The organism is Pseudomonas sp. stari2, from assembly GCF_040760005.1.
GTDB lineage: Bacteria > Pseudomonadota > Gammaproteobacteria > Pseudomonadales > Pseudomonadaceae > Aquipseudomonas.
On record NZ_CP099760.1, the window covers coordinates 4609858 to 4634997 of the forward strand.

At 60.2% G+C, this 25140-nt stretch carries 26 protein-coding genes; 15 read left to right on the plus strand and 11 right to left on the minus strand.

Annotation, left to right across the window (positions count from 1 at the left end; genetic code table 11):
* Positions 1–53: 53 nt before the first annotated feature.
* Together NH234_RS20975 and NH234_RS20980 are read right to left on the minus strand one after the other, a co-directional pair.
* Positions 54–851, minus strand: coding sequence for an ABC transporter substrate-binding protein (locus NH234_RS20975; RefSeq protein ID WP_085730625.1), 798 nt, complete (start codon positions 849–851; stop codon positions 54–56).
* A 91-nt stretch (positions 852–942) separates the two neighbouring features.
* A complete protein-coding gene (locus NH234_RS20980) occupies positions 943–1566 on the minus strand; it encodes a TetR/AcrR family transcriptional regulator (RefSeq protein WP_367254177.1) in 624 nt (207 codons plus the stop codon).
* Between the two features lie 194 nt (positions 1567–1760).
* Between NH234_RS20980 and NH234_RS20985 the strand changes: the two genes are divergently transcribed.
* From NH234_RS20985 to NH234_RS21020, 8 genes are all read left to right on the plus strand, one after another.
* Positions 1761–3551, plus strand: coding sequence for an acyclic terpene utilization AtuA family protein (locus tag NH234_RS20985; RefSeq protein ID WP_367254179.1), 1791 nt, complete (start codon positions 1761–1763; stop codon positions 3549–3551).
* 12 nt (positions 3552–3563) lie between these two features.
* The gene (locus NH234_RS20990; RefSeq protein ID WP_367254181.1) at positions 3564–4433 is read left to right on the plus strand and encodes an SDR family oxidoreductase; all 870 of its coding nucleotides are present in this window, start codon (positions 3564–3566) and stop codon (positions 4431–4433) included.
* Positions 4434–4436: 3 nt separating this feature from the next.
* Positions 4437–6053 carry a geranyl-CoA carboxylase subunit beta gene (gene atuC, locus NH234_RS20995; protein ID WP_367254183.1) on the plus strand — a complete coding sequence of 539 codons (1617 nt, stop codon included), beginning with the start codon at positions 4437–4439 and terminating at the stop codon, positions 6051–6053.
* Between the two features lie 29 nt (positions 6054–6082).
* Positions 6083–7240: a citronellyl-CoA dehydrogenase gene (atuD, locus tag NH234_RS21000; RefSeq protein WP_367254185.1), complete on the plus strand. Its 1158-nt coding sequence runs from the start codon at positions 6083–6085 to the stop codon at positions 7238–7240.
* Positions 7237–8034 (plus strand): enoyl-CoA hydratase-related protein, encoded by a 798-nt coding sequence (locus tag NH234_RS21005; RefSeq protein WP_085730619.1) that lies wholly within the window; start codon positions 7237–7239, stop codon positions 8032–8034. The genes atuD and NH234_RS21005 overlap by 4 nt, the downstream gene beginning before the upstream one ends.
* A gap of 64 nt (positions 8035–8098) precedes the next feature.
* Positions 8099–10060, plus strand: a complete 1962-nt coding sequence (locus NH234_RS21010; RefSeq protein ID WP_367254187.1) for an acetyl-CoA carboxylase biotin carboxylase subunit — start codon at positions 8099–8101, stop codon at positions 10058–10060.
* 69 nt (positions 10061–10129) lie between these two features.
* Positions 10130–10672 (plus strand): exonuclease domain-containing protein, encoded by a 543-nt coding sequence (locus tag NH234_RS21015; RefSeq protein WP_085730617.1) that lies wholly within the window; start codon positions 10130–10132, stop codon positions 10670–10672.
* An 81-nt stretch (positions 10673–10753) separates the two neighbouring features.
* On the plus strand, positions 10754–11038 hold the full coding sequence (locus NH234_RS21020) for a pyrimidine/purine nucleoside phosphorylase (protein WP_007940055.1): 285 nt from the start codon (positions 10754–10756) through the stop codon (positions 11036–11038).
* Positions 11039–11109: 71 nt separating this feature from the next.
* Here the strand turns inward: NH234_RS21020 and NH234_RS21025 are convergent, their stop codons facing one another.
* Together NH234_RS21025 and NH234_RS21030 are read right to left on the minus strand one after the other, a co-directional pair.
* Complete coding sequence (locus NH234_RS21025) at positions 11110–11916, minus strand: MOSC domain-containing protein (RefSeq protein WP_367254190.1); 807 nt, start codon at positions 11914–11916, stop codon at positions 11110–11112.
* Between the two features lie 112 nt (positions 11917–12028).
* Positions 12029–12964, minus strand: coding sequence for a chemotaxis protein CheV (locus NH234_RS21030; RefSeq protein ID WP_003226705.1), 936 nt, complete (start codon positions 12962–12964; stop codon positions 12029–12031).
* Positions 12965–13415: 451 nt separating this feature from the next.
* Between NH234_RS21030 and NH234_RS21035 the strand changes: the two genes are divergently transcribed.
* The 3 genes from NH234_RS21035 (at position 13416) to NH234_RS21045 (ending at position 15921) form a co-directional block, all read left to right on the plus strand.
* Positions 13416–13886, plus strand: a complete 471-nt coding sequence (locus tag NH234_RS21035; protein ID WP_085730615.1) for a hypothetical protein — start codon at positions 13416–13418, stop codon at positions 13884–13886.
* A 485-nt stretch (positions 13887–14371) separates the two neighbouring features.
* The gene (locus tag NH234_RS21040; protein ID WP_085730614.1) at positions 14372–15265 is read left to right on the plus strand and encodes a sensor histidine kinase; all 894 of its coding nucleotides are present in this window, start codon (positions 14372–14374) and stop codon (positions 15263–15265) included.
* Positions 15262–15921: a response regulator transcription factor gene (locus tag NH234_RS21045; protein ID WP_085710728.1), complete on the plus strand. Its 660-nt coding sequence runs from the start codon at positions 15262–15264 to the stop codon at positions 15919–15921. The genes NH234_RS21040 and NH234_RS21045 overlap by 4 nt, the downstream gene beginning before the upstream one ends.
* Here the strand turns inward: NH234_RS21045 and yegS are convergent.
* Positions 15905–16822 carry a lipid kinase YegS gene (gene yegS, locus NH234_RS21050; protein ID WP_085730613.1) on the minus strand — a complete coding sequence of 306 codons (918 nt, stop codon included), beginning with the start codon at positions 16820–16822 and terminating at the stop codon, positions 15905–15907. The genes NH234_RS21045 and yegS overlap by 17 nt on opposite strands.
* 315 nt (positions 16823–17137) lie before the next feature.
* Between yegS and NH234_RS21055 the strand changes: the two genes are divergently transcribed.
* Complete coding sequence (locus NH234_RS21055; RefSeq protein WP_170929618.1) at positions 17138–17446, plus strand: hypothetical protein; 309 nt, start codon at positions 17138–17140, stop codon at positions 17444–17446.
* 42 nt (positions 17447–17488) lie between these two features.
* On the opposite strand, the gene glp is transcribed toward NH234_RS21055, so the two are convergent.
* Positions 17489–18715 (minus strand): gephyrin-like molybdotransferase Glp, encoded by a 1227-nt coding sequence (gene glp / locus NH234_RS21060; protein ID WP_085730611.1) that lies wholly within the window; start codon positions 18713–18715, stop codon positions 17489–17491.
* Positions 18699–19238, minus strand: a complete 540-nt coding sequence (gene moaB / locus NH234_RS21065; RefSeq protein ID WP_367254195.1) for a molybdenum cofactor biosynthesis protein B — start codon at positions 19236–19238, stop codon at positions 18699–18701. The genes glp and moaB overlap by 17 nt, the downstream gene beginning before the upstream one ends.
* An 81-nt stretch (positions 19239–19319) precedes the next feature.
* Between moaB and mobA the strand changes: the two genes are divergently transcribed.
* Together mobA and NH234_RS21075 are read left to right on the plus strand one after the other, a co-directional pair.
* Positions 19320–19922, plus strand: coding sequence for a molybdenum cofactor guanylyltransferase MobA (gene mobA, locus NH234_RS21070; RefSeq protein WP_085730609.1), 603 nt, complete (start codon positions 19320–19322; stop codon positions 19920–19922).
* Between the two features lie 78 nt (positions 19923–20000).
* Positions 20001–20222, plus strand: a complete 222-nt coding sequence (locus tag NH234_RS21075; protein ID WP_085730608.1) for a YgdI/YgdR family lipoprotein — start codon at positions 20001–20003, stop codon at positions 20220–20222.
* Between the two features lie 80 nt (positions 20223–20302).
* Here the strand turns inward: NH234_RS21075 and NH234_RS21080 are convergent, their stop codons facing one another.
* From NH234_RS21080 to NH234_RS21090, 3 genes are all read right to left on the minus strand, one after another.
* The gene (locus tag NH234_RS21080) at positions 20303–21196 is read right to left on the minus strand and encodes a pseudouridine synthase (RefSeq protein WP_367254197.1); all 894 of its coding nucleotides are present in this window, start codon (positions 21194–21196) and stop codon (positions 20303–20305) included.
* A gap of 69 nt (positions 21197–21265) precedes the next feature.
* Positions 21266–21583, minus strand: a complete 318-nt coding sequence (locus tag NH234_RS21085; protein WP_085730606.1) for a transcriptional regulator — start codon at positions 21581–21583, stop codon at positions 21266–21268.
* A gap of 166 nt (positions 21584–21749) precedes the next feature.
* Positions 21750–21986: a glutaredoxin family protein gene (locus NH234_RS21090; protein ID WP_007955734.1), complete on the minus strand. Its 237-nt coding sequence runs from the start codon at positions 21984–21986 to the stop codon at positions 21750–21752.
* Between the two features lie 202 nt (positions 21987–22188).
* On the opposite strand from NH234_RS21090, the gene NH234_RS21095 reads away from it, so the two are divergent.
* Positions 22189–23901, plus strand: coding sequence for a cation:proton antiporter (locus NH234_RS21095; protein ID WP_367254199.1), 1713 nt, complete (start codon positions 22189–22191; stop codon positions 23899–23901).
* Here NH234_RS21095 and NH234_RS21100 read toward each other — a convergent pair.
* Complete coding sequence (locus tag NH234_RS21100; RefSeq protein WP_367254201.1) at positions 23898–25106, minus strand: ammonium transporter; 1209 nt, start codon at positions 25104–25106, stop codon at positions 23898–23900. The genes NH234_RS21095 and NH234_RS21100 overlap by 4 nt on opposite strands.
* Positions 25107–25140: the final 34 nt, after the last annotated feature.

Here is a 25140-nt window from a genome sequence, read left to right on the forward strand (position 1 = left end):
AGGTGAGAAGTGATTCAGACGAACGGTGATCGTGCTTTGGCCGCCTGGCGGGGTCAGTTTGCGGACACCGGCACCACGGCAATCTTGTACGGATCGAATATCTTCAGCATCTGCCCGCTGTCGCGCAGCCCTTGTAGCAGCTTGCCAAACGCCTCGCCGGTGATCGGCGCTTTCGGACTTAGAATCGCGTAGTGGTGGTAGATCTGGTCGATGCGCTGGGACACCAGTAACTCGTCGCGCACCTTGTCGTTGCGCAGCAGGTAATCGAACAGATACGAGCGAGTGACCAGCGCAATGTCCGCCCGCCCGCGCAGCACCATCAACAGGTTGCTGTCGTGGGAATAGGTCAGCGTGGCATTGTAGGTTTCTGCGAGGTATTTGGGGTCGGCATTGAAGTTGGCGAATTCGTAGTGATAGCCGCTGTACAACGCCAGGCGTTTACCCTTGAGGTCAGCGAAGTAATTCTGCTGGCGACCGGGCTCGTTTTCCGCGACGAAAATCTCCGCGTCCTCCAGCCCCATGTCGACCGTGGTATGGGGAATGTCTTTCCAGCCCCAGTCCGGATTCTCGAAGATCGCCATGTCCGTACGGCCTTCCTTGAAATCGCCGAACCGTCGCGGAATCGAGGTGGGGACAAGCTCGAAACGGTATTCGCTCTGCGAGCTGTTCAATGCAGCGACCAGTTCCGGCAGCAGCCCGGTGTCGGCACCGTTTTCCGGGCGAATGGTGTAAGGCGGAAAATGCGCTGCCCCCACCCGAACCACTTGCACCGCCTGAGCAGGCAAAACCCAGGATGCAGCCAGCGCTGCGAGCATCAGCCCGGCGGCCATCCGATTTGACGAAGACTTCAAAACACCCCACTCCCCGAAAAAGTACCGTTCCATGCATTCAAGCTAGGCGGTTTCGCCCAGTTAGCCAGTTTCCCGGGCCGATAGAAAGTGATCAGCGTTCTTCGAGCACCAGGATCAGCGCTTCTTCTGCCAGTTGATCGAGACTCAGACTGCCGCCGGCGCGGAACCAGGTGGTGGTCCAGGACAATGCGCCCGTGAGAAAACGTCGAGTAATGAACACGTCACCACGGATGAAACCTGCCTCTTTGGCCTCGCCCAGCACTTGCAGCCAGAGGTCTTCGTAGATGTCCCGCAGCGCCAGCACCCTGGCCTGACCGTCTTCGGACAGCGAGCGCCACTCATACACCAGCACCGCCATCGCTTCGCCGCTGCCGCCCATGATCGACTGCAATTCGCAGCGGATCAGCGCCAGCACCCGCTCACGCACATCGTCCGCTTCGGCCAGGGCTGCACGCATCAGTGCCGTGTTGTAGCGGATGGTTTCTTCCATCACCGCCCGCAGGATTTCATCCTTGCTCTTGAAGTGATGAAAGATGCTGCCGGACTGAATCCCCACGGCACCGGCAAGATCGCGCACCGTGGTGCGCTCATAGCCTTTGTTGCGGAACAGGTGGGCCGCCACTTGCAGCAGTTTGCCGCGAGCGCTGTCCGGATCGGTCAGCTGGCCGGCATCGACCAGTTCACGCATGACCCTCAGGGCTTTTTGCTCGTCCACCCGTTCTCTCCTACAGTCGATCAGTCAAATGCGCCGTACGCTGCAGAAACGGCGGCGTTGCGCGGGCAATTTAAGCCGCCGGCGGTGACCAAGCAAGCGCTTGGGCAGAAGATAATTTCGCCTGTTTACAAACCAAGCGCTTGCTTGGTAGCCTCGATACACTTCTGTCACAGGCTTCTGAGTCGGAGATCAAAATGCCCACCACGGTTCGCATTGGATGCGCCAGCGCATTCTGGGGAGACACCTCGACCGCCGCCGCACAGCTTGTGGCCGGAGGACAGCTGGATTATCTGGTCTTCGACTATCTGGCCGAAATAACCATGTCGATCATGGCTGGCGCGCGCATGAAGGACCCGCAGGCGGGATTTGCCGGCGATTTCATCGAAGTCCTCGCGCCTCTGTTGCCGCAACTGGCCGAACAGAAGATTCGCGTCATCAGCAATGCCGGCGGGGTCAATCCAAATGCCTGCGCCGCCGCGCTACAAGCGGCCTGCGACAAGGCCGGCGTATCGCTGAAAATCGCCGTGCTGTCGGGCGATGACCTGCAACCGCACTTCAAACAGCTCGCCACCCAGGGCATCACGGAAATGTTCAGCGGCGCCCCGCTGCCGCCGATGTGTGTTTCGACCAACGCCTACCTCGGCGCGCCGGGCATTGTCGAAGCGCTGCGCCTGGGCGCCGACATCGTCATCACCGGTCGCGTGGTCGACAGCGCAGTGGTCAGCGCTGCGCTGGTGCATGAATTTGGCTGGTCATGGCACGACTACGACAAACTCGCGCAAGCCGCCCTGGCCGGGCACATCATCGAATGTGGCGCGCAATGCACCGGCGGCAATTTCACCGATTGGCGCGATGTGCCGGATTACGAGCACATCGGTTTCCCGATCGTCGAAGTCAGCGCCGACGGCCAGTTCATCGTCAGCAAACCCGAGGGCTCCGGCGGGCTGGTGACCCCCCTGACCGTCGGCGAACAGATGCTCTACGAAATCGGCAATCCGCAGGCCTATCTGTTGCCCGACGTGGTCTGCGATTTCAGCCAGGTCAAACTCCAGCAACACGGCAAAAACGCCGTGCGGGTCCACGGTGCCAAAGGCCTGCCGCCCAGCGACCAATACAAGGTCAGTGCAACCTGTCCGGACGGTTTCCGTTGTACCGCCAGTTGCCTGATAGCCGGGATTGACGCGGTGGAAAAAGCCCGACGCGTCAGCCAGGCGATCCTCGACAAAACCTCGGAAATGCTCGACCACCAAGGCTTCGGGCCATACACCGAAACCCACGTCGAACTGCTTGGCAGCGAAGCCACCTACGGCCCTCACGGCCAGCGCCGGGACAGTCGCGAAGTGGTGATCAAACTCGCCGTGCGCCACCCCAACAAACAAGCGCTGATCCTGTTCTCCCGAGAAATCGCCCAGGCCGCGACCGGCATGGCGCCGGGGCTGACCGGCATCGTCGGCGGACGGCCGACGGTGTATCCGCTGATCCGTCTGTTCTCCTTCCTCATCGACAAAAGCGCCTGCACATTGCAGATCGACATCGCCGGCGAATCTCACCCGTTCGCCCTGCCCGCCCCCGCCACCCTCGACAGCCAGGATCTGCCCCTGCCCCACGAAACGCCCAAACCCCAGGGCCGCGCCGACGCGAGCGTGCCGTTGGTCAAACTGGCGGTGGCGCGCTCCGGCGACAAGGGCAATCACAGCAACATTGGCGTCATGCCACGTCGTCCCGAATACCTGCCGTGGATCGCCGAAGCACTGACCCCGGCGGTGGTCGTCGACTGGATGAGCCATGTCCTCGACCCAATTCACGGTCGGGTCGAACGCTGGTATCTGCCCGGCACCCACAGCCTCAACTTCCTGCTGGAAAATGCCCTTGGTGGCGGCGGCGTGGCGAGTTTGCGCATCGACCCGCAAGGCAAGGCCTTCGCCCAACAACTACTGGAAATCCAGATCCCGGTGCCGCAGAGCATCGCCGAACAGTTCGACTAGAGGATTGGCACCATGGCGTATGAATCGATTTTCAGAGCCGATCTGTTCAGCGGCCAGACCGTCATCGTCACCGGGGGCGGCAGTGGCATCGGACGTTGCACCGCCCACGAACTGGCGGCGCTCGGGGCCAACGTGGTGCTGGTCGGACGCAAGCCGGAAAAGCTGCAAACCGTCGCCGCTGAAATTGCCGAGGATGGCGGGCGCGCACACTGGAAGGTCTGCGATATCCGTGACGAAGAGGCGGTAAAGGCGCTGGTCAGCGAGCTGATCCGCGAGCACGGTCCGATCCACGGACTTGTCAACAATGCCGGGGGGCAGTACCCGTCGCCCTTGGCCTCGATCAATCAGAAAGGTTTCGAAACCGTGCTGCGGACCAACCTGGTTGGCGGTTTCCTGATGGCCCGGGAAGTGTTCAACCAGTCGATGAGCAAACACGGCGGCAGCATCGTCAACATGCTCGCCGACATGTGGGGCGGCATGCCCGGAATGGGTCACTCCGGCGCTGCCCGTTCGGGCATGGACAACTTCACCAAGACCGCGGCATTCGAATGGGGTTACGCCGGCGTTCGGGTTAACGCAGTGGCGCCGGGCTGGATCGCTTCCAGCGGCATGGACACTTACGAAGGTGCGTTCAAAGCCGTGATTCCGACCTTGCGCGAACACGTGCCGCTCAAGCGCATCGGCACCGAATCCGAGGTCAGCGCGGCGATCGTGTTTCTGCTCAGCCCGGCAGCCGCGTTCATCAGCGGCAGCACCTTGCGCATCGACGGCGCGGCCAGCCTGGGCAGTCGCGCCTGGCCTCTGCACAAGGCGACCCACAGCGAATCCTTCAACGGCTTCCACCGGGCCTATATGCCGGACGTCTTGAAGGACAAGGAGTAAGCCATGCCGGTCATTCAATCCCAGCTCGATTCGCACAGCGAAGCCTTCGCCCGCAACCGCGCAGCCATGCTCGCCGCTATCGAGCAAGTTCAGCAACTTGAGCAGAACCTGCTGAACAAGGCCGCCGAAGCCAAACCGAAATTCGACAAGCGCGGACAACTGCTGCCCCGCGAACGCCTGAACCTGCTGCTCGACCCTGGCGCACCGTTCCTCGAACTGGCGAGCCTGGCCGGCTACAGACTGCACGACGACAAGGACGGCAGTTCGGCAGGAGGCGGCTTGATCGCCGGCATTGGTTACGTGTCCGGTGTGCGCGCCTTGATCGTGGCGAACAACAGCGCGATCAAGGGCGGGACGATTTCCCCGTCGGGTCTGAAAAAATCCCTGCGCCTGCAACAGATTGCCCAGGAAAACAAACTGCCGGTCATCACCCTCGCCGAAAGCGGCGGTGCCAACCTCAATTACGCGGCGGAGATTTTCGTCGAAGGCGCACGCAGCTTTGCCAATCAGGCGCGCATGTCGGCCATGGGTTTGCCGCAGATCACCGTGGTTCACGGCTCGGCCACGGCCGGTGGCGCGTATCAGCCGGGGCTGTCGGATTACGTGGTGGTGGTGCGCGGCAAGGCCAAGCTGTTTCTTGCCGGCCCGCCGTTGCTTAAAGCAGCGACCGGTGAAGTCGCCACCGACGAAGAACTGGGTGGCGCCGAGATGCACGCGCAAGTCGCCGGCACCGCCGAATACCTGGCCGAAAACGATGCCGATGGCGTGCGTCAGGTGCGGGAAATCGTCAGCCTGTTGAACTGGAATGAACAACTGCCGTGGCTGCCCGAACCGCAATTCAAAGAACCGTTGTACCCCATAGACGAACTGCTCGGGCTGATCCCGGACGACCCGAAAAAACCCTACGACGTGCGCGAAATCATCGCGCGGATCGCCGACGAATCACGCTTTCTGGAGTTCAAGGGTGAATTCGATCAGCAGACCGTTTGTGGCCACCTGAAAATTCAGGGCCGCGCCTGCGGCTTCATCGGCAATAACGGCCCGATCACGCCCAACGGCGCGAGCAAGGCAGCGCAGTTCATTCAACTGTGTGACCAGAGCCAGACACCGCTGCTGTTTTTCCATAACACCACCGGATTCATGGTCGGCACCGAATCGGAACAGCACGGCGTGATCAAGCACGGCTCGAAACTGATCCAGGCCGTGGCCAATGCGCGGGTGCCGAAACTGACCATCGTGGTCGGCGGTTCCTACGGCGCGGGCAACTACGCGATGTGCGGGCGCGGCCTCGATCCGCGCTTTATCTTCGCCTGGCCCAACAGCCGCACTGCGGTGATGGGTGGCGCCCAGGCCGGCAAGGTGCTGCGCATCGTCACCGAAGCCAAACAGCTCAAGGACGGCCTGGTGCCCGACCCGAAAATGCTCGACATGCTGGAGCAGGTCACCGCGCAGAAACTCGACAGCCAGTCCACCGCCCTCTACGGCAGCGCCAACCTGTGGGACGACGGGCTGATCGATCCGCGCGACACCCGAACCCTGCTCGGTTACCTGCTGGACATCTGCCACGAAGCCGACATCCGCACGTTGCAACCCAACAGCTTCGGCGTCAGCCGGTTCTGATTGCCACGGACTCAAGGAGAACAATAAAAATGATCTTCACCCCGGAACACGAAGCCCTGCGCCGCACCGTCCGCCAATTCGTCGAGCACGAGATCAACCCGCACGTCGATGAATGGGAAAAGGCCGGGCGCTTTCCGATCCACGAGATTTTCCGCAAGGCCGGCGAACTCGGTCTGCTGGGGATTTCCAAGCCGGAAAAATTCGGCGGCATGGGCCTGGATTACAGCTATTCGATCGTCGCCGCCGAAGAGTTCGGCACCATCCACTGTGGCGGCATTCCAATGTCGATCGGCGTGCAGACCGACATGTGTACTCCCGCCCTCGCCCGCTTCGGTTCCGATGAATTGCGCGAAGAGTTTTTGCGCCCGGCGATCACCGGCGAGCAGGTCGGCTGCATCGGCGTCTCGGAAGTCGGTGCCGGCTCCGATGTCGCCGGGCTCAAGACCACCGCGCGCAAGGACGGCGACGACTATGTGATCAACGGCAGCAAGATGTGGATCACCAACTCGCCGAGCGCCGACTTCATCTGCCTGCTGGCCAACACTTCGGACGACAAGCCGCACGTCAACAAGTCGCTGATCATGGTACCGATGAACACACCGGGCATCAGCCTCAGTTCGCACCTGGACAAGCTCGGCATGCGCAGCTCGGAAACCGCCCAAGTGTTTTTCGACAACGTACGCGTGCCCCAGCGCAATCGCATCGGCCATGAAGGCGCCGGGTTCATGATGCAGATGCTGCAATTCCAGGAGGAACGCCTGTTCGGCGCGGCCAACATGATCAAGGGCCTGGAATACTGCGTCGACAGCACCATCGAGTACTGCAAGGAGCGCAAGACCTTCGGCAACGCGCTGATCGACAATCAGGTGATCCATTTCCGCCTCGCCGAATTGCAGACCGAAATCGAATGCCTGCGAGCGCTGGTCTATCAGGCCACCGAGCAATACGTGAAAGGCCAGGACGTCACCCGACTGGCCTCGATGGCCAAACTCAAGGCCGGGCGTCTCGGCCGCGAAGTCAGTGACAGTTGCCTGCAGTACTGGGGCGGCATGGGCTTCATGTGGGACAACCCGGTGGCCCGTGCCTATCGCGATGTGCGACTGGTGTCGATTGGCGGCGGCGCCGACGAAATCATGCTGGGCATCATCTGCAAACTGATGGGCATCCTGCCGGGGAAAAAGAAATGAGCGCCCTGCCCGATTGTCAGACGCTGCTGCTGGAACGGCACAACGGCGTGTTGCACATCACCCTCAATCGCCCGGAATGCCGCAACGCCATGAGCCTGCAAATGGTCGCCGAGTTACGCGCAATTCTGGCCACTGTGCGCGATGACCGCAGCGTGCGCGCCTTGGTGCTCAGCGGTGCCGGCGGGCATTTCTGCGCCGGTGGCGACATCAAGGACATGGCCAACGCCCGCGCCCAGGGCAGCGAAGCCTATCGCGAGTTGAACCGAGCCTTCGGGTCACTGCTGGAAGAAGCACAGCACGCGCCGCAAGTGCTGATCACCGTGTTGCAGGGCGCTGTGCTCGGGGGCGGCTTCGGGCTGGCCTGTGTCAGCGATATCGCCATCGCCGATCATCAGGCGCAGTTCGGTTTGCCGGAAACCAGTCTTGGTCTGCTGCCGGCGCAGATCGCGCCGTTTGTGGTGCAGCGCATCGGCCTCACTGAAGCCCGCCGCCTGGCGCTGACCGCCGCGCGTTTTGACGGCCATCAGGCACGGCGTCTGGGGCTGGTGCACTTTGTCGAGCAGGATTCCCAGGCGCTTGCCGAACGTTTGGATGAAGTGCTGCAACATGTGCTGTGCTGCGCCCCCGAAGCGAATGCCGCCACCAAGAAACTTTTGCTGGCCAGCGCCGGCCAACCATCGAGTGAATTGCTGGATGAAGCGGCGCAGTGGTTCAGCGAAGCCGTGACCGGTGCCGAAGGTATCGAAGGCACGATGGCGTTTGTGCAAAAACGCAAACCCGGATGGAGCACCTGACCTTGCGAAAGCGAGCTCGCGATGAGGCCCTCCAATCCACCGCCAACATTCAGGAAAAACCACCATGCCCGCCCTCCACAAAGTCCTGATCGCCAACCGCGGTGAAATCGCCTGCCGCATCCAGCGCACCGCCCAGGCCCTCGGTTATCGCACGGTCGCGGTGTTCAGCGACGCCGACGCCGATGCGCTGCATGTCCGAATGGCGGACGAGGCAGTGAACATCGGCCCGGCACCGGTTCAACAGTCCTACCTGAATATCCCGGCGATCCTCGACGCCGCCCGGCGCAGCGGTGCCGACGCCATACACCCAGGCTACGGCTTCCTCTCGGAAAATGCCGAATTCGCCCGCGCCTGCGAACAGGCCGGCCTGACCTTCATCGGCCCCAGCGTCGAAGCCATCGAGCTGATGGGCAGCAAACGCCAGTCGAAAATTGCCATGCTCGCCGCCGGAGTGCCGTGCATCGCCGGCTATCAAGGTGCCGAGCAGGACGACGCAACCCTGACCCTTGAAGCCGAACGCATCGGCTATCCACTGATGATCAAGGCCAGCGCCGGCGGTGGCGGACGCGGCATGCGGCTGGTGCATCACGCCGAGGATCTGACGGCGCAATTGCGCACGGCGCGCTCTGAAGCCCTCAACGGATTCGGCAGCGACGAACTGATCCTCGAACAGGCCCTGATCGAACCACGGCATGTCGAGATTCAGCTTTTCGGCGACCAGCACGGCAACCTGATTTACCTCGGCGAACGAGACTGCTCGATCCAGCGTCGTCACCAGAAGGTCATCGAGGAAGCGCCGTGCCCGGTAATGACCGAAGAACTGCGCCAGGCGATGGGCGAAGCGGCGCTCAAGGCTGGGCGGGCGGTGAACTATGTGGGTGCCGGCACCGTTGAGTTCCTGCTCGATGCCCGCGGCCAGTTCTACTTTCTGGAGATGAATACCCGGTTGCAGGTCGAACACCCGGTAACCGAATTGATTACCGGGCTGGACCTGGTGTCCTGGCAACTTTTGGTTGCCGAAGGCCAGCCGCTGCCGTTGACCCAGGCGCAGGTAAAACTCGAAGGCCACGCCATGGAAGTGCGTCTCTACGCCGAGGACCCGGCCCAGGGATTTCTGCCTCAGACCGGTCGTGTCGAAACCTGGGCACCGGTGCTGGATCGTGGGGCGCGGGTTGATCACGGGCTGATCGAAGGTCAGTCGATCTCACCGTTCTACGACCCGATGCTCGGCAAACTGATCACACACGGCGCGACCCGCGAAGAGGCCCGGCGCAAACTGTTGTGCGCGGTGCAGGACAGCGTGTTGCTCGGCGTGCAGAGCAATCAGCGACTGCTCGCCAGTCTGTTGCAGCATCCGCAGTTCATCAGCGGTGAGTTCAGCACCGGGTTTATCCCGCAACACTTCGCCGATCATCCTTGTCTGCATCCCCATACACCGAGCGCCGAAGAACTCGCAGTGGCGGCGCTGCTGTTTTATCAATCCGCCGCAGGTTCGCACCGCACACCGCTGGCCGGTTGGCGCAACAACGCTGGCGCGCCGCTGAACTATCGGCTGGGTCTCGACGATCAGGCGTGGAGTGTGCATTTGCTCGCCGCCCCAGATGGCATCGTTCGGGTTCAAGTGGCTGAACGTGCCTTCGAACTGAAGCTCATCGAATACAACGAACGCTCGATATCCCTGGAAATCGAAGGCCTGCGCCGACGCCACGCCTATCGGCTGCACGACGACCAGCTCTGGCTGTTCACCCGTCCCGGCAGCCTGCGCCTGGTGGATCGAACTCATGCCGTGATCGACAGTCAGACCAGCGTCAGCACCGGCACCTTGAAAGCCCCGATGGATGGCGCAATCATCGATGTGCTTGTCAGCGAAGGCAGCCCGGTCAGCAAAGGCCAGTTGCTGGTGGTGCTGGAGGCGATGAAAATGGAGCACCCGCTCAAGGCCGGCATCGATGGCGTACTCAAGCGGGTGCAGGTCAAGGTCGGCGATCAGGTGAAAAATCGTCAGGTTCTGTTGCAGGTCGAGTAGTCACCGCGCGCATCCGCAAGGTTTGACTACGCTCTGAATAATCAGGACGCGGAAATCAGGAACCCTGCGATGCCCCATTGGCTGGTCATAGATCTGGAAGCCACCACCGATGAGGGTGGCTGGCCGGTTACGGAAATGGAGATCATCGAGATCGGCGCCACGCTGGTGGATCGTGCCGGTCGCGAGCAGGATCACTTTCAACGCTTCGTCAAACCGACGCGTCGGCCACTGCTGACGCCGTTCTGTCGCGAACTCACGCATATCACCCAGGCCAATATCGACGCGGCACAGCCGCTGACCGACGTCTGGCCGGCGTTCGAGCGCTGGCTCGGTCAGCACCAGACACGCCTTGAAGGCTGGGCCAGCTGGGGCGATTACGACCGCAAGCAATTGCTTCAGGAATGGCAGCGCCTGCAACTCGACAGCGCGCTGAGCCGTGTGCCGCACATGAACCTCAAACAACGCTTTGCCAAGGCCCGACGTCTCGAACGACCTCTTGGACTCAATGGCGCCCTGCAACTGGCGGGCATGCAGTTCACCGGTCAGCAGCACCGGGCACTGGAGGATGCACGTAATACCGCCCGATTATTGCCGCTGGCGCTGCCGCTCTAGCGCAGGTGACGACGCCCTGAGCCTTGTGCATACTGGCCAACCTTTTTGACCCTTTTAAGCCCTTTTCGAGAGGAATCGCCCATGTTTAAAGTCAACGAGTACTTCGACGGCACCGTCAAGTCGATCGCCTTTGGCACTGCTGAAGGTCCTGCGACCATCGGCGTCATGGCCCCGGGCGAATACGAATTCGGCACCAGCCAGCGTGAAATCATGCACGTGGTGTCCGGCGCACTGACCGTCAAACTGCCGGACAGCAGCGACTGGGAAACCTTCGCTGCAGGCAGCCAGTTCAACGTGCCAGCCAACAGCAAGTTTCAGCTGAAAGTGGCCGTCGACACCGCTTACCTGTGCGAATACCGCGGCTGAAACCACGGTTTTCTGCGGCAATAAAAAATGCCCGTGTCCTTGGACACGGGCATTTTTCGTTTCGGGGCAGATTACTCGAGGATTTCCACCGGCATGCCGACTTCGAGTCGACCGTTGCTGTCATTGACCAGGTTCTGACCGAACATCGCACCATCGGCCTGGGCGCGGGTCTTCTGCAGGGTCGCCAGTGGTTCGCGGTCAGCGCTGCGTTCACCGGTCTGCGGATCGATGGTGGTGAGAATGCACCGCGAGCATGACTTGACCACGCGGAACTCGACATCGCCGATGCGGATGCGCTTCCAGCCATCCTCGGCATACGCCTCACTGCCTTCGATCACCAGGTTCGGCCGGAACCGCAGCATTTCCAGCGGGCGCCCGACTTCCTGCGACAGATGTTGCAGCGACGCCTCGCCAATCAGCAGCAACGGGAAACCGTCGGCGAACGCCACCTGGTCGTCATCGTTGCCGTACCCGGCTGCAGTCGTACGGGCGCGATCCAGCGGCACTTGCACCAGACGGGTCGGTTTGCCGATGAACTCGCTGACCCAGCGGGCCGCTTCTTCGCCGGCATCAGGCACGCGCAGGGTGTCGCGCCAGATGGTCACGCCGCGCAGTTCGGCTTCGTTGCCCGGCAAGGCGATATCGATCGCCGAATGCCCCGGCGCATCGAGGGTCAGGCCACCGTCGGCATTCCACAGCGCCGACAACTGGCTCATCTTCGCTTCGGCACGCTGAGTCAGGAAACGCCCGCTGGCCTCATCCACCAGCATCCAGCGTCGATCGCCCTCAAGCCCCAGTTTGTCCAGGCCGATCCCTTGCAGAACCTCGCCCTTGCCGGATTTCAACGGGTAACGATAAAGCGCGCTCAGACGCAGCATGGCCAACTCCCTGATGGGTGAAAAACGCCACCCTATACGAGCTGGGTCGCCGAATCAAAGGCCGGAGAATGAGGAAGCGAACTAGCTCGCTTCCGCTGCAACCGCGTCGTGATCAGGCCGGGACTTCGTCGAGCATCAGGCGCTGACGAACTACATCGACCAGCTTGTCCGGCTGGAACTTGGAGAGGAAGTTGTCACAGCCGACCTTCTTCACCATCGAGTCGTTGAAACTGCCGGACAGCGAGGTGTGCAATACCACATACAAGCCACGCAGACGCGGGTCGTTGCGGATTTCGGTGGTCAGGCGATAGCCGTCCATCTCCGGCATTTCGGCGTCGGTGAACACCATCAGCAGTTTGTCGGTCATGTTCACCCCGGTGTCCGCCCAGGCCTTGAGCATGTTCAGGGCTTTAAGGCCGTCGCTGGCGATATGCATCTTCACGCCCAACTGGCCGAGGGTGTCGCGCAATTGCGAGAGCGCCACGTTGGAGTCGTCCACCAGCAACACTTCGCGGCCACGGGCGCGTTCCAGCACCGGATCGTCCAGTTTGTCGCGAGAAACCTTGGCGTTGTACGGCACGATTTCGGCGAGGACCTTCTCGACGTCGATGATTTCCACCAGTTGATCGTCAACCTTGCTGATGGCGGTCAGGTAGTGCTGGCGGCCGGCGCTGGTCGGCGGCGGCAGGATGGCTTCCCAGTTCATGTTGACGATGCGGTCCACACCACCGACGAGGAACGCCTGCACGGAGCGGTTGTACTCGGTGACGATGATCGTGCTGTTGGGGCCCGGTACCAGCGGACGCATGCCGATCGCCTGGGACAGGTCGATCACCGGCAGGGTCTGGCCGCGCAGGTTGACCACACCGCAGACAAACGGGTGACGCTGAGGCATCAGGGTCAGCTTCGGCAGTTGCAGGACTTCCTGAACCTTGAACACGTTGATCGCGAACAATTGGCGCCCGGCCAGCCGAAACATGAGAATTTCCAGGCGATTCTCACCCACCAGTTGCGTGCGTTGGTCTACCGTATCGAGAATGCCGGCCATCAATGACTCCTGGGCTGTTCTGGTGAATTCATTAAAGGGGGTTATCGGCTGATTCCGGCCAATCTTGATCCCCATACAAATCACCTACAAAATGCCATGAGAAGGCATTGATGTCACATTAACATCATGCTTTACTGCCTCCGTGATTTCATCTGCTACATTTTCTGCGGCGCGACCTCGGTTTGCGCGGCAGGTTCCCGTGTCTAAGGGATTCCCCTAGTAACAATCAGGCCCAACCTGATGTTCGCAATATCCAATAGCCATTAATGTGACGCCATTCTCATTGCATGAACGGAGTCAGGCTTTTGTGTGCGATCGCAGGTCAGTGGAAACTCACCCTCTCGAAACCCCTGTCAAAAGCCTCGGCACCGCAGGGCGCGATCTCACGACGGTTCATGATCGTCGACACACACGACATTCGCTCATCAGACATGACGTTGTGGAGATAAGCATGCCGAACGACCGTAAAGAGTGGGCGCAGCGGTTCCCCGAATTTCTTGTCGAGGCTGAAACGCTCCTGGCCAAGTCCGAAGAGTGCCTGAGTCATTTACAACTGATCAGCAATGACAAGGACGCCATCGACTGCATGCTCAGCAGCCTGCTCAAACTGGCGAACAAGGCTGACGCCCTCGCATTGGTGGCAGTGTCCGAATTCTGCCTGCACCTGCACGGCCTGCTCACTCAGACGCAGGATCATGTCGACCTGCATGCCCAGGCGCTCGACGCCCTGAAAGATTGCTTCACCTTGATGGCCTGGCAACTTGAACTGGTCGACCAGAGCACCGGCCAGTTGAGCCTGGACGAAAGCGAGCAGACGTCCCTCATCGAAGCGTTCGCCTTCCAGGTCGGACAGAGCCAGTTTCAGCCGCCGCTTAGTGCCAAACCCTTGTCCCTCGTGTCATACGCGGAGCGGCAAGCGTAATCGAGTGCACGCCGGGCCCATTGCAGGCCGTTAGTTCGAGCCATCGAATGTCGCAATTGAATAACTCATGCCTGCCAGCGACAACCTCAAATAAATACGCTCCAACATGCAGACTGGCCATCGTTGAAGTCAGGGTTTACCTGTGTATGAAAATTGAAAACTTCAGGTTTCATCGATAATTATCGATCCCAATAAATCAACTTTTTCCATTATGGAACTCGCGTCCAAATGGCGTAATTCCTGACTCTTTGGACATATAGGGTGAACGCGACCAACGGTATGTTAAGTGGTATTATGCCGCCCGTTAGTTGCTTTCACTTAATGGCACAGTGACTTCAATGATCGGGCCCCACCGAAGTTGGCAGTCAATTATCGATCACTGAACCGTATTGAAACCAACAACCTGAATCACAGATTTTCAGACAGAGACCGCCGGCCACTCCGCCCGGTCTACCCGCAGCGAACATCCATTGGCTCCATCCGCTATGTACGCCAGCCTCAAGTCAATCACCACATGGCCACCCTCCCGAGAAAACGCGCGCAGGTTCACGCTCACGCTTTGCATTGGCGCGGCGGTGGGCAGCCTGCTGACTTATGGTTTGTCTGCACCGCTGTCGTTTGGTCTGCTTTTGATCAATCTGGCAGCTGCCGGCTGTGTCTGGACACAGCATCGCCTGTCGCGCAAGTCGATTAAGTTTCAGCCTCAGGAACTGGCCGATCGATTACTCGAAGTTCAGGAAAACGAACGTCACCGCCTCAGTCGCGAATTGCACGACGATATTGGCCAGTTGCTGACCGCCGCCAAGCTGCAGAGCGAATGGCTCAAGCGACGGCTGCCGGACGAATTGCAGGAACAGTGTTCGGCACTCTGCGACACCCTTGAGGAAACCCTCAATAAAGTCCGCGACGTTTCGGCCATTCTCAATCCACGGCAACTGACCAGCCTTGGCCTGGAAGCCAGTCTGCGTGCGCATCTGCTCAAGACATTGACCAACACTTCGGTGCACTGGAGCCTGGACTGTCAGCAGCGTTTGAACGGCATTCCCGAAGAAATGGCAGTCGCCGCGTTCCGCATCACCCAGGAAGCCGTGACCAACATCCTGCGTCATGCGCAGGCCAAGAACCTGCTGATCCGCGTGCAACGCCTTCCCCAAGGCTTGACCCTGCTGATCAGCGATGACGGTCTGGGCTTTGCCCCGGCCGCCAATCCCGGTCGTGAAGGACAACGAGGCATGGCCGGGATGGCCGAGCGGATCGAGCAACTGGGCGGCAGCCTGAGCGTGACGAGCGAACCGGGCAAAGGCACTCAAATCGAAGCACTATTCCCCTGGGCGCCCCGTGCACTCGAGCGGGCCAGTACGAATAAGGTTATGCGTTGACTTGTAACTTACTTCTGGTGGATGACCACTCGCTGATCAGGGCCGGCGTGCGCGCTCTGGTGCTGGATATTCCCGGTTATGCGGTAATCGGCGAAGCCAATGACGGCTCGCAGTTGCTTGAAATGGTCGAGCAACTGAACCCCGATATCGTCTTGCTGGATATTTCCATGAGAGAAACCGGCGGCCTGGAGGCGTTGCAACGGCTCAGACGGGTTCGTCCGCACAGCAAGGTGCTGATTCTGTCGATGCACACCGACCCTGCGTTGATCATGCAGGCACTGGAATCCGGTGCCCACGGTTATCTGCTCAAGGACACCACGGCCACCGAGCTCGAACATGCGCTGGAAGCCCTGCGCAACAATGAACGCTACCTGAGCCCGGCCATCGCCCACACTGTGATCAATCAGGCACTGACCCGCAATCAGAAGCTGCAACCGGAAGTCGCCGACTCACATAACCTGACAGCGCGCCAGCTGGAAATCCTGCGCCTGATCGTGCGCGGCAAGTCCACCCGCGAGATCGCCAATGGTCTGGGCCTGAGCATCAAGACCGTGGAAACTCACCGCTCGCAGATCATGAAACGCCTGCAGATTTACGATGTGGCCGGGCTGGTGCTGTTTGCCGTACGGGAACAGATCATCAGTCTGGACGACTGACGCGCGGCGTCCTGCCCAATAGCGGCGAGTTTTCCGGCAAGTGCACACGCAACGCCGCCGGACGCGCCGCAAACCGCAGACTGTCTCCTTCCAGAGGCTCGCCATCGAGATTGATGCAGAGCCCTTCGGCGACCTTGATTTCGACCCACGGCAAACGCGTGCGCACAAACATGTTGTCGATGCCGAACCCGTCGCTGAGCAGATTTTTCAGTGTGCCAACCAATTCCTGCGGGGCCGGCAGGATGCTGATATCCAGCAGGCCGTCATCCGCTAATGCCTCTGGGCACAATACATGCCCTCCGCCCGCTTGGCGGCCGTTGCCGATGCCCAGCGCGAGCAGCTCACCGCGCCAATGGAAATCCGGCCCCTGCAATTCGCCATAGGCGGCGTGCAGCTCACTGAATCGCGACAAGCCTGTAAACAGATAGGCCGCGCCCCCGAGTACCTTTTTCAGATCTTCCGAGGTATTGGCGGTGACCTGACTGCCAAACCCGCCCGTGGCCATGTTCAGGAATATCTGCCCGCCCACCTCCCCCAGATCGATCTCACAGGCAGGTGCATCAAGCAACTCGAGTGCCTCATCCGGCTCCAGAGGAACACCGGCCGCGCGAGAAAAATCGTTGGCAGTGCCCAGAGGCAACAACACCAGACTGGCCTTGCCCGGGTGAGCCGCCAGGGCCTCGGCGATATCACGCAAGGTGCCATCGCCACCGCCAGCAATGATCTGCCCGAATCCGGCAGCCAGAGCTTCTTCGACCAGACGCTGGGCATCGCCGGCTTCCCAGGTCAGGCGTACAGCCAATTCCCAGCCCTGCTTGCGTTTGCGCTCAACAGCGGCACGAACCGCTTCGTTGAGTGCCTGCTTGCCATGCAGAATTAACAATGCCCTGCGTTCACTCATTTTGTGTCACTCCCGGAATTGAATCAGCTCGGGACATCTTGACCCTCACGGCACGTAAAAGAGCCGTCGCAATCCCAAGTATTTCCAGTACCCCCTTTCACTCGTCCTACAAGGCGGTATTTTTTCGTACGGAATGTAAGGAATCGGCTCAATTGACCCACCCTGGCCATTGGTACACCGTGTGTCGGTGGCAACAATTTTCAACCCGATAACACAAGGATGTGCAGGTAATGAGTCAAAACATCATCAGGACTTTCGATCATTCGAGTAGCCGTTTCTGCCGGCAGAAACTCATGGCAGCAGGCGGGTATTTCCATGCACAGCCATAAAGCAAGAATGCCAGTGAGTCCGGTTGCCCCCCTCTCCGACAGTCGCGCCAGTCAAAAAGCCGAATTCAACAGCTGTACCAAAAACACTGGAGAAACCGTTATGGAACCTCGTGTCACCGAGCTGGAAACCCACCTCAAGTACATCCGCCGTGACATGGACGAAGTAAAGGGAGACGTCAAAGCCATCAAGCACCGTCTCGCCTACTCCGCAGGTGCCACAGCGGTGGTTCTTGGATTGTTGGGCTGGGTTGCCAATAGTCGCTTCGACCAGCTCGTTGCACTGATCAGCCGTTGACGGACTGAAGTGCAGGCCCATGACGAGCCTGCATTTCAATGATCAGCCGAGAAGTTCACTCATGGGAATGAAGGGCACCATGTCTCCCTGAGTCAGGGTGCGCCCCTCCTGCACCTCTACCAATCCATCAGCCCAAGCGGCGCTACGCAAAACGCCCGAACTCTGGTTGCGGTAGATCGTTGCCTGTCCCTGCTCCAGACGTCCCCTCAGGAATTCACGCCGATTGCCGGCCTGGGGCCAGACGAATCCAGCCGGAACTGGAAACTTGAGTGGCTCGACATCCTGCACCCCCTGACGACGCAGCAAATAGGGCTTGGTCAACAAGGCAAACGTCACCAGGGTCGACGCCGGGTTGCCGGGCAGACCGATGACCGGAACATCGCGGAAATGACCTACAGTCAAAGGCTTCCCGGGTTTGATCGCCAGCTTCCACAGTGTCAGCTCACCCTCTTCCCTCAGCGCAACGCCGAGGAAGTCCGCTTCCCCAACCGATACGCCACCGGTCGACAGTATCAAGTCGGCTTCCTTGAGCGCCTCAAGACGTGCGCGGGTGATGGACAAGTCATCCGGAAGAATCCCGGCATCCAGCACTTCACAACCCAAACGCTGCAGCCAGCTGCACAGCACCACCCGGTTGCTGTTGTAAATCTGTCCCGGGCCCAGTGCCGTTCCCGGTTCGACCAACTCATCGCCAGTGGACAACACTGCCACGCGGATCTTGCGGACCACATCAAGGCCGGCGCAGCCCAAAGACGCAGCCAGCCCTTGCTCGATCGGACCGAGCCGGGTTCCCGCAGACAGGATCAACTCACCCACTGTAGTTTCTTGCCCCTGCGGGCGGATGTTCTGGCCGGACACCATGGTCTCGATGAACCGCACTCGTTCGTCAGCTTCGATCACGGCGTTTTCCTGCATCTCGACGCAATCGGCGCCCGGCGGAACGGGCGCCCCCGTAAAGATACGGGCGCAGGTGCCCGGCTCCAGCGGTTCAGGCGCCTGACCGGCAAAAACCTTCTGACTGACCGGCATCGGCTCACCAGTCCAGTCGGCCAGGCTCAAGGCATAACCGTCCATGGCACTGTTGGGCCATGGCGGCAGATCCAGCGTCGAAACCAGATCCTGCGCCAACACCCGCCCCTCGACCTGCGCCAATGGCAGATACTCTGATTCGACAATCCGCGAGGCGTCAGCCATGTCCAGCAGACGCGCCAGGGCCACCTCGACCGGCATCAGGCTTCCGGCCTTTCCAGGCTTACCCGCGGGATACACAGGGAGCCGCCTGTTTCAGATGAGGGACGAAATTGCATGGACGGTGCCGCGAATCCAGTTGCTCAGCCAGGATGCCATCCCAACCGGTACGAACCGCGTTGGTCGAGCCCGGCAGACAGCAGACCAGCGTACCGTTGGCCAACCCTGCCAGGGCACGGGACTGCACAGTGGAGGTGCCGATATCGGCAACCGAGATCTGGCGGAACAGCTCACCAAAACCATCGACTTGCTTGTCGAGCAGGCACGCAACGGCTTCGGGTGTACTGTCGCGACCAGTAAAGCCTGTGCCCCCGGTGATCAGCACCACCTGCACGACGTCTTCGGCAATCCAGTGGGCGACTTGCGCACGGATTTTGTACAGGTCATCTTTGAGCAATACCCGCTCCGCCAGGTTGTGACCGGCTGCGGTCAATCGGTCGACGAAGACCTGGCCGGAGGTATCGGTTTCCAGGGTACGAGTGTCGCTGACCGTCAATACCGCGATATTGAGCGGTGCGAAAGGTACATCAGCCTTGGCTTTCATAGGCTCATCCAGTTGTAGGAGAAACAGCCCGGTGTTATATCACAGCGCCCCATTTTTTCGCCGAACCTGCGGAGAGTTGCCATGACTTCCAATACCCGATTGCCGCCCTGTTCCGTCCTGTTGCTGGCCGGTGGACGAGGCCAGCGCATGGGTGGTCAGGACAAAGGACTGATCGAATGGCAAGGGGAACCACTGATCGCTCATTTGCAGCGCAAGGTTCGTCCGCTGACCGACGACCTGATCATTTCCTGCAACCGCAATCGCGAACGCTATGCACCCTTTGCCGATCAATTGGTCTCGGATGACGAGGAAAATTTTCCCGGGCCATTGGCCGGTATTCGTGCAGGCTTGCGAGCCGCCCACCATACGCATCTGCTGGTATTGCCATGCGACGTACCGCTAATCGACCTTCCCCTGTTGCAGAGCATGCGCGAGACCGCGAGCCTGCAACCTGAAAACCCGTTGATGCTGCGTCACGACGAGCACTGGGAACCGCTGCTTTGCGTGATTCCCGTGGCGCTTCTGCCCGCATTCGAAGAGGCCTGGCATGAGGGGGAGCGCAGCCCTGGCCGGCTCATGCGCAGCCTTGGCGCCCAGGCCCTGATTTGCCCGGACAACGACCCACGGCTGGCCAATCTCAATACCCCGGAACTGTTAAGCTCTCATAACACTGTGTCAGACTGACCGCATTCAAGGAACTCTCACGCCTTGCATACGTCTACAAGCTCAGTAACCAAAAGAATTCCCTTCGGAGACAAACACATGACTCAACGGACTCTCGCCACTTTCATGCTCGCTCTGGGCCTGGCCACCCTCGCCGGTTGCGCTTCGCCAACGGTGATCACCTTGAATGACGGTCGCGAAATCCAGGCTGTCGACTCGCCTAAATACGACAAGGATTCGGGCTTCTACGAATTCGAACAACTGGACGGCAAGCATACTCGCATCAACAAAGATCAGGTTCGCACCGTTAAAGAGCTGTAAGCGACGCCAGATCCAGATATAGAAAAGCCCGCATGATGCGGGCTTTTTCGTGGGCGCAAGAAAGTGGCCAACGGTGATAATCACCAGTCCAGCGTGATCCGGCTTTCAAATTCGCGCTCCTGCCTAGTGACTGGATCGATGAACCGCAACCCCTGCGCCAGCAGCTTCAGCGGTTTGGCGTAATCATCCTCAACGTCCTTCAGAACCTGAGGGTAGAACGGATCGTTGCAGATGCTCGCGCCCAGCGCCGTCATGTGTACCCGCAACTGATGCTTCTTGCCGGTCACCGGATACAGGCCGTAGCGCCAGAGGTCACCGTTCCTTTCGCGCACTTCCACTGCCGTTTCGGTGTTGCTGACACCGGGAGCTTCCTGCATGCGGAAAAAAGGCTCGCCATCGACCATACGGCTCTTGTGTACCAATGGAAAATCCAGCCCCGGCAATGCAGCAGCGATGGCTTCGTAGCGTTTTTCGATTTGCCGTGTCGGGAACAATGACTGATACGCCGAACGCGTCTGCGGGTTGGCCGAAAAAATTACCAACCCGGCGGTATGCCGGTCAATCCGGTGCAGCGGCACCAGGTGCGGATTGTCCAGTCGGCGAATCAACCGGCGCAGCAGCGTTTGCTCCACGTATTCCCCCGCTGGCGTCACCGGCAGGAAGTGGGGTTTGTCTGCGACGACCAGATGCTCGTCCGCGTAGAGAATCGACTCGACCACCGGAATCGGCTTTTCATCCGGCACTTCGCGAAAGTAATGGATACGCAGGCCTTCCTTGTACGGCAAGTCCAGCGCAATTGGCTGGCCTTCACCATCCAGCACCCGACCTCGGGCAATCCGGTCCAGCCATTGAGCGCGTCCGATGGCACTGAAGTGATCACATAGACAATCGAACACTGTCCGCCAGTCGCCGGGAGGCAGATAAAGCGTGCTGGCCTGATTCTGTGCGGCGGAAAATGTAGGTGTGCTGGACATACGGAGAACTCGAACCCTCAAAGCAGAGCGGCATTATCCAACACGGGGCGCAGCAGACCTAGCGCAGAATCAGGCAGGGATCGATTTGAGGGCCGCTGCCTCGGTGAATTCCTTCAGCCAGCGCAACACATCGACAGCCTCCCAGCGGCCCGGATCGTACAACGCGTACAACAAGCCCTGATAACCCACCACATCCAGCTGCTTGTGATAGCCGGCGCGCTGGAACAACGCCTCGATCTCGGCAAAACAGGTATTGAAATGCAGCTTGTTGAACGGCGTCTTGCCCTCCGTGACCAGACCGTCCAGGCGCAATTCGTGGACGGCTTCGCGCACTACGTCAACCGACATCCGGTTCACGCTGCTTTTCAACTGTTCGACATTGACCACGGTTCATCCCTCTGACGTCCTGACTGCCCTGCTTATCGCCCCAAAGGGGCACAGCACGACGAGCTCACCCATTTACTGTATGAACATACAGTAACCGAATAAACCCCAGAGTGCCAAGGTTCGATAACCGTCTCGATGAATGGCCAGACAGCGTCGAGGGAAAGGATTAACGCAGAAATGCCACAACCTGATCGGCGCTGAACGGCCAGCCCAGTTCCGCCCCGGTATCAACCCGGCGCAGCACAGGAATCCGCAGGCTATAAGCTTCGAACCAGGACTCATCGTCAGCAATGTCCACCAGTTCCACTAGCAGGCCATGCTCGACAAACGGCATCAGCTCGGCTTCAGCGACTTCACACAGATGGCACCCCAGGGTACCGAACAACTGGCATTCAGGAAGCATGCGCGTTCAATCCCAAATTTTGATTGGCCATTTTAGGCCTGACCTGTGAACCCGTCGACCCACCAGAGACCTCAAGCCGTTGAGCGGGGCTGTCCTCGCAAAACCCTGACTCAAATCAGCCCGCACAAATGTGTTTTACACCATGCTCCGGTGTTTTTTGCCTCTACGCTTGAAGAGCCTGACCCTGCCGCCGGAGTGTTTTGTGTTTGCCAATCTGTTGATCATTCTTGCCTCGTCACTGGTGATGATTGCCCTGTTCCGCCGCCTGCGCCTGCCACCGGTGCTGGGCTATCTGTGCGTCGGGCTGATGGTCGGACCGAAGGCGTTCGACTGGATCAACGAGAGCGAGCATCTACCGGACCTTGCAGAGTTGGGCGTGGTATTTCTGCTGTTTTCCCTGGGGCTGGAATTCTCCCTGTCGAAAATGATCGCCCTGCGTCAGGTGGTTTTTCGTCTGGGCAGCCAACAGGTACTGGTCAGTTCAGCGCTGTTGGGAAGTGTGCTGATGCTGCTGGGCATGCCTCTCACCCCGGCGCTGCTGCTCGGCGCGGGTCTGTCGCTTTCTTCCACGGCGATCGTCACCAAGGAACTGGGCAGCCTCGGCGAAATCTTCAGCAGCCACGGCCAGAACGCAGTGGGCGTCCTGTTGTTTCAGGACGTGGTAGCCGTGTTGTTGCTGACGCTGGTGCCCGTCTTCGCCGGCAGCAGCGATCAAGCCTGGTATTGGGCGTTGCCGCTGACACTGCTCAAGACTGTCTTGCTGTTCATCGGCTTGCTGCTGGCCAGTCGCTGGCTGTTGCCACGCCTGTTCCAGGAGGTGGCGGCATCGCGCTCGGCCGAGCTGTTCGTACTGTTGGCGCTGGTCATCGTGTTGCTCACGGCATGGCTGACTCACCTGCTCGGCCTGTCCCCTGCCCTCGGCGCCTTCCTGGCCGGCATGCTGCTGGGGGAAAGCCATTATCGGCATCAGATCGAGGCCGATATCCGGCCGTTCCGCGACATCTTGCTCGGCCTGTTCTTCGTCAGCATCGGCATGCTGATCGACCTGCAATTGTTCGCCAGCCACAGCGTGCTGATTATTGCGATGACCCTGGGTTTGCTGGTGATCAAGGGTTCAGTGGTGGCGCTGCTGGTGAAATGGCGCGGCAACGACAATGAGACCGCGTGGCGCAGCGGCCTGGCACTGGCTCAGGGCGGTGAGTTCTGTTTCGCCCTGATGGCCCAGATGCAGCAGACCCGATTGCTCCCCGCCGAACTCGGCGCCCTGCTGCTGGCCGCCACGTTTTGCTCGATGCTGCTGACGCCGCTGATGCTGCGTGCCGCACCACGCATCGCCGCCGCTCTGCACCGCAAACCCAATCAGGAAGCGCAGATCGAGGAAATCAGTGCCCTCAATGCCGGGTTGGAAGGGCATGTGGTGATCTGTGGTTACGGCCGTGTCGGTCAATCCATCGGGCGCATCATGCGCAATGCCGGGCAAACCTACATCGCACTGGACAACGATCCGGTGCGGATACAGGAAGCCGCCACCGCCGAACGCGACGTCCACTACGGAGATTCAACACGCGGCGATCTGTTGACCGCCGTCGGTTTGCTGCGCGCGAGGTTGCTGGTGATTGCCGTGGATCAAGCCGACGTGGCCTTGCGGGTTCTCAATGAGGCCCGGCGCCTCAACCCGAAAGTGCCGATCCTGGTGCGCACCCGGGACGACAGCCAGTCGGCCGAGCTGAAAGCAGCCGGCGCCAGCGAGGTGGTGCCGGAACTGCTGGAGTCGAGCCTGATGCTCGGTTCGCATGCCTTGGTCCTATTGGGGTTTCCTGCGCACCAGGTGCAGGAGAAAGTCGATCAGGTGCGCGCCGACCGTTATCGCCTGCTTCACGGCTTTTATCCCGGGGCCGCTGATGAGGAGACCTAATCCTGACTTACCGCGCCAATCTTGTGCAGCGACAGGTCAGCGCCGTAATACTCCTGTTCCTGACTCAGGCGCAGACCATGCAGTGCCTTGATCGAGCCGTAGACGGCAAAGCCACCGACCAGCGCCACCAGCACGCCCGATGCCGTGCCGATCAACTGGCTGATCAGGCTGACGCCACCGAGTCCGTCCAACGCGCTCGAACCGAAGATCCCGCAGGCGATGCCACCCCACACGCCACACAAGCCGTGCAACGGCCAGACACCCAGCACGTCGTCGATCCGCCATTTGACTTGCGCGGCCGTGAAGCACCAGACAAACAGGGCACCGGCAATCGCACCGGTGACCAGCGCGCCCACCGGATGCATCAGGTCGGATCCGGCACACACCGCCACCAGACCGGCCAGCGGACCGTTGTGCAGAAAGCCCGGGTCATTGCGTCCGACGATCAACGCCGCCACGGTACCTCCCACCATCGCCATCAACGAATTGACCGCCACCAGGCCACTGACGCCCTGCAAGGTTTGCGCGCTCATCACGTTGAAGCCGAACCAGCCGACGATCAGGATCCACGAGCCCAGCGCCAGAAACGGAATGCTCGACGGCGCGAACGCCACCAACCGGCCATCGCGATAGCGGCCGTTGCGCGGGCCCAGCAACAGCACCGCCGCCAGCGCCAGCCAGCCACCCATGGCGTGAACCACCACGGAGCCGGCGAAATCATGGAACGGGGCGCCGAATCGCGCGGTCAGCCAGGCTTGCAGACCGTAGTTGCCGTTCCAGATCATCCCCTCGAAAAACGGATAGATGAACGCCACAATCAATGCCGTCGCGCACAGCTGCGGAACGAACCGCGCCCGCTCGGCAATGCCGCCGGAAATGATCGCCGGAATCGCCGCTGCGAACGTCAGGAGGAAGAAAAACTTCACCAGCCCGTAACCATGATCGGCACTGAGCACCGCCGCCGGTTGCAGAAACGTCACCCCGTATGAAATCCAATAGCCTATAAAGAAATAGGCCAGGGTCGATACGGCGAAGTCGCTGAGAATCTTCGACAGAGCGTTCACCTGATTCTTCTGGCGAACCGTTCCGACCTCCAGAAAGGCGAAACCGGCGTGCATGGCCAGCACCATGACCGCACCGATCAGAATGAACAACGTGTTGGAACTATGAACGAGCGTATCCACAGCGCTTTGCAGATTTTCCATGAAGAGGCAGACCCAAGGCTGAAAAAGGCACCAA

Excerpts from the sequence above, each read along its gene's own strand:
- NH234_RS21020 (WP_007940055.1), top strand. The coding sequence starts at position 10,754 with ATGTTTAAAGTCAACGAGTACTTCGACGGCACCGTCAAGTCGATCGCC.
- NH234_RS21015 (WP_085730617.1), top strand. The coding sequence starts at position 10,130 with ATGCCCCATTGGCTGGTCATAGATCTGGAAGCCACCACCGATGAGGGT.
- yegS (WP_085730613.1), bottom strand. The coding sequence starts at position 16,822 with ATGAGTGAACGCAGGGCATTGTTAATTCTGCATGGCAAGCAGGCACTC.
- moaB (WP_367254195.1), bottom strand. The coding sequence starts at position 19,238 with ATGAAAGCCAAGGCTGATGTACCTTTCGCACCGCTCAATATCGCGGTA.
- atuC (WP_367254183.1), top strand. The coding sequence starts at position 4,437 with ATGCCGGTCATTCAATCCCAGCTCGATTCGCACAGCGAAGCCTTCGCC.
- NH234_RS20990 (WP_367254181.1), top strand. The coding sequence starts at position 3,564 with ATGGCGTATGAATCGATTTTCAGAGCCGATCTGTTCAGCGGCCAGACC.
- NH234_RS21100 (WP_367254201.1), bottom strand. The coding sequence starts at position 25,106 with ATGGAAAATCTGCAAAGCGCTGTGGATACGCTCGTTCATAGTTCCAAC.
- mobA (WP_085730609.1), top strand. The coding sequence starts at position 19,320 with ATGACTTCCAATACCCGATTGCCGCCCTGTTCCGTCCTGTTGCTGGCC.
- NH234_RS21040 (WP_085730614.1), top strand. The coding sequence starts at position 14,372 with ATGTACGCCAGCCTCAAGTCAATCACCACATGGCCACCCTCCCGAGAA.
- NH234_RS21035 (WP_085730615.1), top strand. The coding sequence starts at position 13,416 with ATGCCGAACGACCGTAAAGAGTGGGCGCAGCGGTTCCCCGAATTTCTT.
- NH234_RS21030 (WP_003226705.1), bottom strand. The coding sequence starts at position 12,964 with ATGGCCGGCATTCTCGATACGGTAGACCAACGCACGCAACTGGTGGGT.
- NH234_RS21075 (WP_085730608.1), top strand. The coding sequence starts at position 20,001 with ATGACTCAACGGACTCTCGCCACTTTCATGCTCGCTCTGGGCCTGGCC.
- NH234_RS21080 (WP_367254197.1), bottom strand. The coding sequence starts at position 21,196 with ATGTCCAGCACACCTACATTTTCCGCCGCACAGAATCAGGCCAGCACG.
- atuD (WP_367254185.1), top strand. The coding sequence starts at position 6,083 with ATGATCTTCACCCCGGAACACGAAGCCCTGCGCCGCACCGTCCGCCAA.
- NH234_RS21005 (WP_085730619.1), top strand. The coding sequence starts at position 7,237 with ATGAGCGCCCTGCCCGATTGTCAGACGCTGCTGCTGGAACGGCACAAC.
- NH234_RS21055 (WP_170929618.1), top strand. The coding sequence starts at position 17,138 with ATGCACAGCCATAAAGCAAGAATGCCAGTGAGTCCGGTTGCCCCCCTC.
- NH234_RS21010 (WP_367254187.1), top strand. The coding sequence starts at position 8,099 with ATGCCCGCCCTCCACAAAGTCCTGATCGCCAACCGCGGTGAAATCGCC.
- NH234_RS21090 (WP_007955734.1), bottom strand. The coding sequence starts at position 21,986 with ATGCTTCCTGAATGCCAGTTGTTCGGTACCCTGGGGTGCCATCTGTGT.
- NH234_RS21025 (WP_367254190.1), bottom strand. The coding sequence starts at position 11,916 with ATGCTGCGTCTGAGCGCGCTTTATCGTTACCCGTTGAAATCCGGCAAG.
- NH234_RS20985 (WP_367254179.1), top strand. The coding sequence starts at position 1,761 with ATGCCCACCACGGTTCGCATTGGATGCGCCAGCGCATTCTGGGGAGAC.